Source organism: Streptococcus infantis (genome assembly GCF_047460405.1).
Taxonomy (GTDB): Bacteria; Bacillota; Bacilli; order Lactobacillales; family Streptococcaceae; genus Streptococcus; species Streptococcus infantis_Q.
In genome coordinates, this window is record NZ_JASHGH010000002.1 from 31,017 (window position 1) to 43,153 (window position 12,137).

Below are 12,137 nucleotides of genomic sequence, written 5' to 3' on the forward strand. Positions count from 1 at the left end.
TTCTAAATGATTTTTCTATCTAAAATAAGGTCATATAAAAAGCATGAATGCTATTCACCAAGTTTGTAAAGGCATTAAGCCAAAGTAGAGTAGCAAGTCCAAAGCGCTTTTTACGAAAAGCGTGTGTTCCAGCTACAAAACAGACAGCACACAAAAGAGCTGTGAAAAATCCAAAAATACTGCGCTCCATTAGACTTCCTTTCTCTTTCTATATTCGATAGTGAAATCATAGGCATTTTTCTCATCTCTAGTATAAGATTTGCTTGCAAGAGTCTCAAAAGTAGTCAAGTCAAAATCTTCTGGGAAATAGGTATCCCCTTCAACTTGAGCATGAATTTGTGTCACAATAATCTCATCGAGATAAGGTTCAAAAAGCTGAAAAATCTGCTTGCCACCAATGATATAGAGATTCTTATCCTGATGATGATACCAGTCTAAAACCTGCTCAACATTTTGGAAAACCAGAGCCCCCTCAATTGACTCTTCGGGATTGCGCGTCAAAATTAGGGTCTCACGTCCTGGAAGCAATCGTCGCCCCATTCCATCAAAGGTTACACGTCCCATTAAAATGGCATGATTCAAGGTTGTTTCTTTGAAATGTTTTAACTCTGCTGGCAAATGCCATGGCAAGCGATCCTCTTTTCCGATCACACCCTTTTCATCTTGAGCCCAAATGGCTACGATTTTCTTTGTCATGCTTTCATCCTTTTCATTGATAGTTCTATTTTATCAAAAATCTTCAAAAAAGACTGTTTTGGAATGCCCTCCTGAATAGAAAAAATCCGTAGAAACTTTCTACGGATTTTTGACAAAATAGAGTATCTTACAAACCAGGTGCTTGTCCTAATTCTGCTGCAAGCATCCAGACTGTTTTTTCAAGGTCTGCCTTAGCACCAACGAAGATATCATTGGTTACATCATCACCTTCTTCATCTGTTACATCCAAAGCTTTTTGGAAAAGAGTGATGAGGTAACGATAAATTTCAAGAACACGTTCCAAACTTTCTTCTACATTACGGAATTCTCCAACTTCTTCCTCGATTTCACTGTGTTGAAGGAATTCTGTCAAAGTAGAGTATGGTTTTCCACCAAGTGTAATCAAGCGTTCGCTGATTTCATCTAGGTAACCATCAAGGCTATCCATGTATTCATCCATCTTAGGATGCCATACCATGAATCCACGTCCACGCATGTACCAGTGTACTTGATGAAGAGCGATATGTGCTACATACAAGTCAGCTACTGCTTGATTCAAAACTTCCTTTGTATTTACTAGCGCTTCTGCCGCTGGTTTAGATAATGTTGCTACGTCTTTTACTGCTTCTTTTTTCAATTCTACCATCTTTCTCACCTCATAATATTATTTTTGCAACCATATTTATTGATTACTATCTCAGTATACTACATCTAGTAGACAAACGCAAGAAAATTAACCCATATTAAAAAAGTTCTAATTGACTGATAATTTAAGAAAATGAGTGGCTATTTATCCTAGCTATTTTCACTGTTTTTACTAGAAAATTGACTTTGGTAAAGGTCATAATAGAAACCTTTTGCAGCTAAGAGACTTTCATGATTTCCTTGTTCGATAATCTGTCCATCTTTCAGCACCAAAATCTTGTCCGCTTCCTGAATAGTCGAAAGTCTATGGGCGATAACAAAGCTTGTTCTCCCTTTCATCAAACGCTTCATGGCCTTTTGAATCAAGAGTTCTAGACGCGTATCGACTGATGAGGTCGCTTCGTCAAGGATTAGAATTTTTGGATCAGCCAAGAGAGCACGCGCGATAGTTAACAACTGCTTCTGACCAAGAGAAATATTACTTGACTCTTGGTTCATCTCCATGTTGTAACCACCAGGAAGAGTACGGATAAAGTGGTCAACATTGGCAGCCTTAGCAGCTTCAACGATTTCTTCATCTGTTGCCTCAAGATTCCCAAAACGAAGATTTTCCTTGATACTACCTTCATAGAGCCAGGCGTCTTGTAGGACCATCCCGAACTGACGACGGTAGTCCTGACGAGACAAGTCTCGAATATCTTGACCATCCACTAAAATAGCACCTGCGGTCACATCATAAAAACGCATGAGCAGGTTAATTAATGTTGTTTTACCTGCCCCAGTAGGTCCAACGATGGCTACCATCTCTCCAGGTTCAACATCTAAGTTGAAATTACGAATCAATGGTTTGTTTTCCACATATTGGAAATCAACGTTTTTGAAACTAACTTGACCTGTCAATGGTGCTAGTTCTTTTACTTCAGCAGTTTGAACTTCTTCCTGTTCATCTAAAACTTCAAAGACACGATCAAGCGAAGACTTAGCACTTTGCATTTGCCCAGCTAACTGAGTAATGTTTTGGATAGGTTGACTGACCTGCCACACATACTGAACGAAAGCTTGCATATTACCAATCGTCAAGCGCCCTGCAATAACCTGCAATCCACCTAATACTGCAACAATCAGATAGGTTAAATCAGACACGATATGAAGGGCAGGCATTATCAATCCTGAAATAAAGCTCGCCTTAAATCCGACTTGTTGCAATTCATCCGTAATCTTTTCAAATCTCTCTTGAGAGTTTTCTTCGCGTCCGAAAAGTTTTAAAACATTAAAACCTGTCAAGTTTTCCTGTACAAATCCATTCATTCGTCCCAATATAGCTGCCTGCTGTTTAAAGTACGGCTGCGAACGATTCAGAATCGTTTTAGCGCCAAAATAAGTCACTGGAATCGACAAGATAACAATGATAGCCAACTGAAGATTTAGATAGAGGACCATTCCCATAACAAAAAGAATGGTAAAGACTGCGTTGACAATCTGCAAGAAAGATTGTTGGAGTGCATTAGATACGGTCTCTACATCACTAGTAAAACGTCCCAGCAAATCCCCAAACTGGTGCTTATCAAAGTAGGACACAGGGATGCGGTTGATTTTTTCGCTCATTTCATTTCGCAAATCCTGTATCATGGACTGCACTGCATTGGTCATAAAGTAATTCGAGTAATAAGAACCCAACTCATAGAAAAGACCACGCAAGAGATAAATCACTAGAATTACTGCGATATAGCTGGTATTAATACCTGATCCTGCAACACCATTTGCCATGGCAAGGAGGTTGCTGGTTAACTCAGTGATAGCAAGCCCCAATACAAAAGGCTCGATAACACTCATAATGACGCTGACTATTTTCAAAAAGACTGCAAAGAAAACAGAGAAACGGTAGGCTTTTAAATAGCTCCATAGACGAGCTAGACTAGATTGTTGTTTCATCCTTTACCTCCTATTCTTCTGTCAGAGATGCATTTTTCAACTGCGATTCAGCAATTTCTCGATAGATGTCATTGGTTACCATCAATTCTTCATGACGGCCACGACCAACGATTTCGCCTTTATCAAGGACGATAATCTGGTCAGCATCCATGATAGTTCCAACACGTTGCGCAACAATCAATACTGTAGCATCTTGAGTCACTTCCTTGAGACGACGGCGCAAGATAGCATCTGTACGGTAGTCCAAGGCTGAGAAGGAATCATCAAAGATATAGATATCTGGACCCTTGATGACTGCGCGGGCAATCGACAAGCGTTGCTTTTGACCACCTGATAGATTGCTTCCCCCTTCAGCCAGATGAGTTGCAAAACCTTCTTCTCGACTTTCGATAAAGTCTTTGGCTTGGGCTACATCAGCTGCTTGGTGCAAGTCCTCATGACTGGCATCTTCTTTCCCGTAACGGAGATTATCTGCGATAGTCCCTGTAAAGAGCAAGGCTTTTTGTGGAATAAATCCAATTTTCTGGCGGAGTGATTTGAGACGGTAATCCCGGACATCAACACCATCGACCTTGATTTTCCCAAGTGTAACATCATAAAAACGAGGAATTAACTGAACCAGAGTAGACTTACCTGACCCAGTTGAACCGATAAAAGCAATAGTTTCTCCCGGTTTAGCAGTAAAGGTAATGTTATGCAAAACAGGGCTTTCCGTTTCCCCAGGATAAGCAAAGGTCACATTATCAAATTCTAAGTAACCATGTGTTTCTGTTTCTTGAATTCCGCCCTCATTTGGATCAATGGAAATAGGCATATCCATGATTTCCTTCAAGCGTTCACTGGATACGGCCGTTCTAGGGTACATGGTAAAAAGGTTTGACAAGAAAAGGAAAGACAAGAGGGCGTGGAAACTATACTCGATGAAGGCTACCAAATCCCCAATCTGCAAACTTCCTTGCTTGAGAGGATCTAGAGCAAACCAAACGATAGCTACAATCATGGCAATAATGATTTGCACAAAAAGCGGCTCTGTCAAACCAGTCAATTTGAACAAACGATTTGAATTATCTGCATAGATTGAATTTTTCTCCTCGAAACGGTTTTCTTGGAAGTCTTCACGAGCAAAGGCACGAATCACTCGCAAGCCCATCAAATTTTCACGGACATATTGGTTTATCTTGTCCAGTGTTTTCTGTTGTTTTTCAGATAAGGGACGCGTTTTCACCGCCACATAAAGGACTACTACAGCTAGGAAAGGAACAGAAAAAGCCACAATCCAAGCTAGTGAAGGACTGGTCAAGAAAATCATGAGAATACTTGATAGCATCATCATGGGTGTGATAACACCCAACTTAAGCGTTTGTTCCGCAAACTGCATGAGGACAAAGGCATCACTGGTAATACGAGTGACTAGTGAAGATACACCAATTTGTTCATATTCGTGATGAGAATACTCTTGCAGCTTAGAATAGACATCATCCCGCATGTCCTTAACCATATTCGTGGTCAATTTACTAGCAGCATAGGATAGAACAACCCGCCCAAATGTTCCTAAGACGATAATAACCAACATGACGATAGCCCAAAAATAGAGCTTTTCTTCATTACCTTGATTAATCCCCTGGTCAATCATACGAGCAAGAACAGTCGGTAGACCTAGATTGACAATGACAAAGAAAATAGCTCCGAGAAAGTCTAACACTAACCACTTGGGATAACGTTTGAGATAAGACCAAATATACAGCATGATTCTCCTTTCTTTTTCTTCTAATACTCTTCAAAAATCAAATTCAAACCACGTCAGCTTCATCTTGCCGTACTCAAGTACAGCCTGCGGCTCGCTTCCTAGTTTGCTCTTTGATTTTCATTGAGTATAAAATGCAGAAAAGAGCGTGCTTTCGCACGCCATTTTACTAAAAAGAAGACAGGCAGCCAAAACCTCGAGAGGGGGAACTGTCTGTCTCAGATATTTAAGGCTTATTTTACAAAGTCAAGCAATGCCAAGAAGCTTTCTGGGTCAAGTGATGCACCACCAACAAGAGCTCCGTCAACGTCTGGACAAGCCATGTATTCAGCAACGTTTTCAGGTTTAACTGAACCACCGTATTGAACACGTACTTTGTCAGCTACTTCTTGACCGAAGTCAGCAGCTACAACGTCACGAACAACTTTACACATTTTTTGTGCATCGTCTTGTGAAGCTGATTTACCAGTACCGATAGCCCAGATTGGCTCGTATGCGATAACTGTTGAAGCTACTTGTTCTGCAGTCAATCCTGCAAGAGCAGCTGAAACTTGAGCACCTACGAATTCAGCAGCTTTTCCTGCTTCGTAAGTTTCAAGAGACTCACCACAACAGATGATTGGAAGCATACCGTTCGCAAAGATTGCTTTTGCTTTTTTGTTGATGTCTTCGTCTGTTTCGTGGAAGTAGTCACGACGTTCTGAGTGACCGATAACAACGTAGTCAGTACCGATTTCTTTCAAAACTTGTGGACTAGTTTCACCAGTGAAAGCACCAGCATTTTCAAAGTAGCAGTTTTGAGCAGCAACTTTAAGGTTTGAACCTTTAGCAGCAGCAAGAACAGTTGTTAAATCAAGAGCTGGAGCTGCGATACCTGCTTCAACAAGGTCTGCTGAAGGAAGTTTTGATGCTACAGCTTCAACAAATGCTTTTGCTTCTTCTGGGTTTTTGTTCATTTTCCAGTTACCGGCAATAAATGGTTTACGTGACATTTCACATACCTCTTTTTTCATTTTATTTTCTACTTATTTTATCATATTTAAAGATAGCTTGCAAATCTTACTCTGTAACTAGAAGTCTTCTTTTCAAAAACTTTCCAGTTGCCGTTTTTATCTAGAAGTTGGCTTTCTCCTGGTTAATTTGACCACTGCTTCTGTTCTAGCCGTGTGTGGAAACATATCAACAGACTGGATATAGTGTAGATCATAGACCTCTACTAGACGGACTAAATCACGCGCCAAGGTAGACACATTGCAGGAAACATAGACCATCTTTTCAGGAGCATACTTGACAATGGTATCCAAGAGCTTATCATCTAAACCTGTACGTGGCGGGTCCACAATCAAGGCATCTGCACGGTAGCCTTCCTTGTACCAACGAGGGATGATTTCTTCTGCAGTTCCTACTTCATAGTGAGTATTGGTATAACCCATGCGCTTAGCATTTTCTTTGGCATCCTCAATAGCTTCTGGAATAATATCCATCCCTCTCAAGCTTTTGACTTTTTTGGCAAAGGCAAAACCAATGGTCCCAACACCACAATAGGCATCAATCAGATGGTCATTCTCATTTACGTCCAAGGCCTTAACGGCTTCACTGTAGAGGACTTCTGTCTGTTCAGGATTGAGCTGGTAAAAAGCTCGTGGTGAAAGAGAAAATTCATAGTCTAGAACACCTTCGCGTATACTATCCTGCCCCCAAATAATCTCGGTCTTGTCTCCATAAATCTCACTGGTTTTTGCAGTATTGGTATTGACTGCAACTGTCACCACTTCTGGAAAATCCTTGACTAGGTCTTGAACTAAGAGAGTCAGATTCAATTGGCGATTAGTGACGATAATGATTTGAACCTGCCCAGTTTTCCGTGCTCGACGAACCATGATGGTCCGAACCCCAAGAATTTTCCGTTCATCTGTAATCGGAATTTGATGATAGGTCAAGAGTTCAGCAATGCGATTGGCAATAATCTGCGTCTCCTTGTCTTGAACCAGACAGTCTTTTAACTCAACCAAATAATGGGAATTTTGAGCATATAATCCCGCCTTGACTTGGCCCTTAAATTTTCGAGTTTGGAATTGCAGTTTAGCCCGATAATACTTAGGCTCCTGCATACCAATGGTTGGTCTAATTTCATAGTTTTCGTAGCCAGCAGGAGCAAACTTTTTCAGAGCTTGATGAAGGAGATCTGTCTTGAACTCCAGCTGCTTGTCATAGTGCAGGTGCATGATTTGACAGCCTCCACACTCATTATAAATGGTACAGTCTGGAACCACTCGAAACTTAGATTTTTTATTGACCTCAAGCAGTTTGGCCTCAACATAGTTACGCTTAACAGAAGTTACCTGACAATAGATATCTTCTCCCTTGAGGGCACCTGGAACAAAAACGAGGGTTTTCTGGAAAAAACCAATTCCTTCCCCGTTAATCCCCATGCGCTTGATTTTTAATGGAATTTTTTGTTTGACTTTTAGATTCATAAGTCTATTATACCACGTAGTTTCTCAATGGTTAAGAATATGTTACAATAAAAACATGAATACAAAGATATCTTTTTCCTCATTGGATTTTCCTGAGCAATTACGAACTTATATAGAGGGGACAAGCCTTTCTGACAGCTCTTCTCATTCAGGCGCAAGGGTCCTTTATCTTGACTCAGGTTACTATTTAAAAAAAGATCAAAAGGGAAGATTAGAGCGAGAAGCTAGCATTGCAAGGTGGTTTGAAACCAAAGGACTGGGAACTCCAGTTATCGAATATCTATCTAAAGATAAAGACTACCTCCTGACTAAAGAGGCTATTGGTCATGATGCTCTCGCTTTTTTAGATCAGCCAGAAAAAATCTGCCGAACAATGGCAGAGGCTCTTAAAAAGCTTCACAGCTTAAACCCACACAATTTTCCATCAGAAAATCATTTACAGACCTATAAAGACAGAGCCTTTAAAAACTATGAAAAAGGGGAGTTCTATGCCAAGGCGCTCCTACCCCAATTCCAGATTAGCAGTCGCGAAGAGGCCTTCCAACTCATCCAAGAACAAGGACACCTTTTAAGTACAGATGCCTTTATTCACGGGGACGCCTGTCTACCAAACTTTATTCTCAAAGATGCTAGCCATTTCTCTTGCTTTATTGATCTTGGTTTGGCTGATTTCAGTGATCGGCATATCGATCTCTTTTGGGCTATTTGGTCCCTCAATTACAACTTAAAAGATCCCAAATATGCTGAACTATTTCTCGACTATTACGGGAGGGAACTGGTTGATAGCAACAAACTTCGACTCGTTGCTGCCTTCGAAGCATTTGGATAAGAGGTAAACCATGAAAATCACAAAACTTGAAAAGAAAAAACGACTCTATCTGCTCGAGCTTGATAGCGACAATTCCTGCTACATTACAGAGGATACCATTGTTCGCTTTATGTTGACAAAAGGGAAAGAGATCTCAGCTGAAGAACTAACTGAGATTAAATCCTTTGCACAATTTTCCTACAGTAAAAATCTAGCTCTCTACTACTTATCATTCAAGGCCCGTACTGAAAAAGAAGTTAGAGATTATCTTGCCAAACATGAAATTGATGAGAACATCATCTCCAAAGTTATCCAGTCTTTAAAAGATGATAATTGGATCAATGATCGCCAATATGCTCAAGCTATCATCAATTCCAATCAGCTTTCAGGAGATAAGGGAAGCTATATGCTGATGCAGAAGATTTCTCAAAAAGGGGTTGCCAAATCCATTATCCAAGAAGTCTTACAAGAATTTGATATGACGGAAGTCGCAGAGCGCACAGCTGAAAAACTATTGAAAAAATACCAGGGGAAATTACCTGCCCGTGCTCTACAGGATAAGATTATCCAAGGCCTAACCAATAAAGGATTTTCCTACACAGAAGCCAAAACAGCCTTTGACCAATTGGACAGCCAGGTCGAAGAAGGTACCGTTCAGGAACTTATTTTTAAAGAGTTAGATAAGCAATACCCAAAATACTCACGAAAGTATGAAGGATACGAACTGAAACAACGTTTGACCCAAGTTTTAGCTAGAAAAGGTTATGATTTTTCGGATATAGCTAGCGCTCTCAGAGAATATCTTTAATTTTTTCATGAAAAAACTAAGAACTTTAAACAAAAATGTGATACAATAGTAAACGATAAACTTATAAATTGTAGAAAGTTGGTTAGTTATGAAACTTCCAAAAGAAGGCGACTTTATTACAATTCAAAGTTATAAGCATGATGGGAGTCTTCACCGTACTTGGCGAGACACCATGGTACTAAAAACAACAGAGAACGCTATTATCGGCGTCAACGACCACACACTTGTTACCGAAAGTGACGGTCGTCGTTGGGTGACTCGAGAACCGGCTATTGTTTACTTTCACAAGAAATATTGGTTTAATATTATCGCTATGATTCGTGAAAATGGTATCTCCTACTACTGCAATATGGCAAGTCCTTACTATCTGGATGAAGAAGCTTTAAAATACATTGACTATGATTTGGATGTTAAAGTTTTTACAGATGGTGAAAAACGCCTCTTGGACGTTGAGGAGTATGAACGACATAAGCGAAAAATGAAGTATTCTTCTGATCTAGACTATATTCTGAAAGAGCATGTTAAGATTCTTGTTGATTGGATTAACAATGAGCGAGGTCCTTTCTCAGAAGCCTATGTCAACATTTGGTACAAACGCTACGTAGAACTAAAGAATCGGTAAAGTTGTCAGAGGTCAGGATTAAAATCCTGACCTCGTTTTTTGATTTTCAACAAGCCTTTGAGTAGCGACTAATTGGACTGTTTATCAGCCTTCTAAATTCAAAAAGCTCCTTTGAGCAAAACTTCATTTTTATCCACAAATCTTAAGTCTCAACTAATTTATTGAAGTCTCTCGAGTCATGGACTAGGAATTCATAGATTGGTCCATCGATTTCTCTCCATCACATTTTCCTAGCAAAAAACCTGCCACATTAGGCAGGTTTCCCTTTAAATATCTAACTTCGTAACAGTGAATTTGATATGCGAATAGTCTTTTTCGATATCCTTATCTACCATAAAGGCGGTTGCATCCTTCTTGACCTGTACCAAGTCAATATTCTGTGCTTGAGCGGCATAGACACAGCCACAGTAACATTGTCGATAGATGTCATACTCTTCACACATCTCCACTGAACGTTTATAGCCTTGATTTTTCTTAAAGTCGCTCGGAAGATAATGAGTTGTATAGATTTTCTGCACATCAATCCCGATACTATTGATGGTTTGCGAATTTTTGTGAGGACTGATGGTTAGAGCTGAACCGAAGTAGTCAAATCCTAAGTCCATAGCTACCTGCGCTGTCTTATCCAAACGATAGTCAAAACAAACCTTGCAACGATCGCCACCTTCAGGTTCTTCTTCCAAACCTCTGACCAGCTGACGGTATTCGTTGGGTTCATAGGGTGCTTCTAGATATTGAACCTTGTTGCCAGTTCGTTCATTGAAATCACTAACAAACTTTTTTGTCACATAGGCACGCTTGTGATACTCAGCTTTAGGATGGATATTTGAATTAGCAAAATAAATAGTTACATCTGCATACTTGGTCAAATACTCTAAAGTATAGGTGCTACAAGGAGCACAACAGACGTGCATGAGAATGGTTGGTCTTTCTTCATTTTTTTCCCAAACTTGAACCATCTTTTGCATGACTCGGTCATAGTTGATCTTTTGATTGGGATTCATCTTACTTAGAATTTCTTCTACATCGATCATACTCTTCTCCTTTTCCTCTTGCTATTGTACCACAGGATGATACTTTGGGCAAATAGGGTTTCGTGCTTTATTCAGTTTTTAAGTCCTGATTTAATAGCTTGCCCATCCTTTTTAGACTGATTATTAATATAGGATAAATTAAAAGCAAGATAAGGCCTAGAACTAAAAAGACAGCTACAAGACCCCAACGATCAATCAACCAACCTGTCAATGGGAAAATGACAATCATAGAAAGACTAAAGAGCATGGAATTAATACTAAGCATAGTTGCTCTTACACTGGAAGGTAAATAACCTTGTAAGTCATTGAAATAGATAGGCTGATAAACTGCATAAAGTGTATCAGTTAAAAGATATACAAGAAGAAAAGCAAAGGGGGTTCCTGAAAACACCAACAACAAGGCCAAGCCCGTTAGTGCAACAAGAGTCGGAAAAACTCGATTGCTATTCCATTTTTTACCAATTTGACTAGCTACATAAACAGCTATAAGATTTAACCCACTACCAATAAGCATAACCAGTGAAACCTGCCATCCTGCTAAGTCACTTATTTTCTGCTGATAATAAAAGTAAAACATACACATGAGTGTCCCTATTAGCTGATAAGTCAGCATCCAGTAAAAGAGTACTGGTTTTTCCTGCCATTCTTTACGAACTTGTTGGACAATCATTTTAAAGGTTAAGACTTCATTTTTCTCTCTCTTAGCCATTGGTTCTTTCATAAAATAAATCAAAATGATAGAAAGAAATGAAAATCCTATAGCAATCAGATAGGTCCAAGCCAATGCTCCATGAATAAAGAAGCCTGCCACAACTGTACCTAGGGTTCGGGTGACTTCTGCCACACCAGACAAAAAGCTAGAAATCTGAAGATATCGGTCCTTTTGACCCGCTTCAACCGCCGAATCATATAAGAAAGCGGTACTGGTCCCCGAATCAAAATTGTAGGACCAAGCATTAACCATCATGGCAATCGCATAAATCCAAAAATTCCCCTGACCAAACAAAATCAAGATAGAGGATACAATACTAGCCAAACGAGCCAAATAGAGATTGGTCTTGTAACTAAATCGATCGGCCAACATACCAGATGGGATTTCACACAAGAGACTTGTCCCATGAAAGATACTCTCTAATAGGCCGATTTGAAGCAAGGATAGACCATTTTGGATGAAAAATAAAATCCAAAAACTGGTAATTCCAAAATAAGAAGTGAATTCCAGACCTGCTAAGAGTGGAATATTGCGTTTGTAAGTTCTTTTAAACATTGTTTTCTCTCTTTCAATATGTAATATGATTGTTTCTAAAAGACTTACTTAGATTTGCCTACATTTTCTCCACCTCTTTCATTTAAAGTAATACTCAATGAAAA

12 protein-coding genes are annotated in these 12,137 nt (G+C 39.6%); 3 read left to right on the forward strand and 9 right to left on the reverse strand.

Features of this window, described 5'->3' with window-relative positions:
* Nucleotides 1-19: 19 nt before the first annotated feature.
* From QM928_RS01125 to rlmD, 7 genes are all read right to left on the reverse strand, one after another.
* Nucleotides 20-190, reverse strand: coding sequence for a hypothetical protein (locus QM928_RS01125; protein WP_000442253.1), 171 nt, complete (start codon nucleotides 188-190; stop codon nucleotides 20-22).
* The gene (locus QM928_RS01130) at nucleotides 190-696 is read right to left on the reverse strand and encodes a dihydrofolate reductase (protein WP_414294322.1); all 507 of its coding nucleotides are present in this window, start codon (nucleotides 694-696) and stop codon (nucleotides 190-192) included. Before QM928_RS01130 ends, QM928_RS01125 begins: the two co-directional genes overlap by 1 nt.
* Nucleotides 697-823: 127 nt before the next feature.
* Complete coding sequence (locus tag QM928_RS01135) at nucleotides 824-1,342, reverse strand: Dps family protein (RefSeq protein WP_075232119.1); 519 nt, start codon at nucleotides 1,340-1,342, stop codon at nucleotides 824-826.
* A 149-nt stretch (nucleotides 1,343-1,491) separates the two neighbouring features.
* Nucleotides 1,492-3,273 carry an ABC transporter ATP-binding protein gene (locus QM928_RS01140; RefSeq protein ID WP_414294321.1) on the reverse strand — a complete coding sequence of 594 codons (1,782 nt, stop codon included), beginning with the start codon at nucleotides 3,271-3,273 and terminating at the stop codon, nucleotides 1,492-1,494.
* Nucleotides 3,274-3,283: 10 nt separating this feature from the next.
* Entirely contained in the window at nucleotides 3,284-5,020 is a 1,737-nt protein-coding gene (locus QM928_RS01145; protein ID WP_414294320.1) for an ABC transporter ATP-binding protein, read from the reverse strand.
* 230 nt (nucleotides 5,021-5,250) lie between these two features.
* Nucleotides 5,251-6,009 carry a triose-phosphate isomerase gene (gene tpiA, locus QM928_RS01150; RefSeq protein WP_000087887.1) on the reverse strand — a complete coding sequence of 253 codons (759 nt, stop codon included), beginning with the start codon at nucleotides 6,007-6,009 and terminating at the stop codon, nucleotides 5,251-5,253.
* Between the two features lie 117 nt (nucleotides 6,010-6,126).
* Nucleotides 6,127-7,494: a 23S rRNA (uracil(1939)-C(5))-methyltransferase RlmD gene (rlmD, locus tag QM928_RS01155; protein WP_414294319.1), complete on the reverse strand. Its 1,368-nt coding sequence runs from the start codon at nucleotides 7,492-7,494 to the stop codon at nucleotides 6,127-6,129.
* A gap of 55 nt (nucleotides 7,495-7,549) precedes the next feature.
* On the opposite strand from rlmD, the gene QM928_RS01160 reads away from it, so the two are divergent.
* The 3 genes from QM928_RS01160 (at nucleotide 7,550) to QM928_RS01170 (ending at nucleotide 9,732) form a co-directional block, all read left to right on the forward strand.
* Complete coding sequence (locus tag QM928_RS01160) at nucleotides 7,550-8,323, forward strand: aminoglycoside 3'-phosphotransferase (protein ID WP_414294318.1); 774 nt, start codon at nucleotides 7,550-7,552, stop codon at nucleotides 8,321-8,323.
* Nucleotides 8,324-8,333: 10 nt separating this feature from the next.
* On the forward strand, nucleotides 8,334-9,110 hold the full coding sequence (recX, locus tag QM928_RS01165; RefSeq protein WP_414294317.1) for a recombination regulator RecX: 777 nt from the start codon (nucleotides 8,334-8,336) through the stop codon (nucleotides 9,108-9,110).
* Between the two features lie 88 nt (nucleotides 9,111-9,198).
* Nucleotides 9,199-9,732: a DUF402 domain-containing protein gene (locus QM928_RS01170; protein ID WP_000775325.1), complete on the forward strand. Its 534-nt coding sequence runs from the start codon at nucleotides 9,199-9,201 to the stop codon at nucleotides 9,730-9,732.
* A 266-nt stretch (nucleotides 9,733-9,998) separates the two neighbouring features.
* Here the strand turns inward: QM928_RS01170 and QM928_RS01175 are convergent, their stop codons facing one another.
* Nucleotides 9,999-10,766, reverse strand: a complete 768-nt coding sequence (locus QM928_RS01175) for an epoxyqueuosine reductase QueH (RefSeq protein ID WP_000567559.1) — start codon at nucleotides 10,764-10,766, stop codon at nucleotides 9,999-10,001.
* Nucleotides 10,767-10,833: 67 nt separating this feature from the next.
* Nucleotides 10,834-12,033: an MFS transporter gene (locus QM928_RS01180; RefSeq protein WP_414294316.1), complete on the reverse strand. Its 1,200-nt coding sequence runs from the start codon at nucleotides 12,031-12,033 to the stop codon at nucleotides 10,834-10,836.
* Between the last annotated feature and the right edge of the window lie 104 nt (nucleotides 12,034-12,137).

Bases quoted from the DNA above. Each gene is read 5' to 3' on its own strand.
- QM928_RS01175 (WP_000567559.1), bottom strand. From the start codon at position 10,766: ATGATCGATGTAGAAGAAATTCTAAGTAAGATGAATCCCAATCAAAAG.
- rlmD (WP_414294319.1), bottom strand. From the start codon at position 7,494: ATGAATCTAAAAGTCAAACAAAAAATTCCATTAAAAATCAAGCGCATG.
- QM928_RS01130 (WP_414294322.1), bottom strand. From the start codon at position 696: ATGACAAAGAAAATCGTAGCCATTTGGGCTCAAGATGAAAAGGGTGTG.
- QM928_RS01160 (WP_414294318.1), top strand. From the start codon at position 7,550: ATGAATACAAAGATATCTTTTTCCTCATTGGATTTTCCTGAGCAATTA.
- QM928_RS01145 (WP_414294320.1), bottom strand. From the start codon at position 5,020: ATGCTGTATATTTGGTCTTATCTCAAACGTTATCCCAAGTGGTTAGTG.
- QM928_RS01170 (WP_000775325.1), top strand. From the start codon at position 9,199: ATGAAACTTCCAAAAGAAGGCGACTTTATTACAATTCAAAGTTATAAG.
- QM928_RS01125 (WP_000442253.1), bottom strand. From the start codon at position 190: ATGGAGCGCAGTATTTTTGGATTTTTCACAGCTCTTTTGTGTGCTGTC.
- tpiA (WP_000087887.1), bottom strand. From the start codon at position 6,009: ATGTCACGTAAACCATTTATTGCCGGTAACTGGAAAATGAACAAAAAC.
- QM928_RS01135 (WP_075232119.1), bottom strand. From the start codon at position 1,342: ATGGTAGAATTGAAAAAAGAAGCAGTAAAAGACGTAGCAACATTATCT.
- QM928_RS01140 (WP_414294321.1), bottom strand. From the start codon at position 3,273: ATGAAACAACAATCTAGTCTAGCTCGTCTATGGAGCTATTTAAAAGCC.
- QM928_RS01180 (WP_414294316.1), bottom strand. From the start codon at position 12,033: ATGTTTAAAAGAACTTACAAACGCAATATTCCACTCTTAGCAGGTCTG.
- recX (WP_414294317.1), top strand. From the start codon at position 8,334: ATGAAAATCACAAAACTTGAAAAGAAAAAACGACTCTATCTGCTCGAG.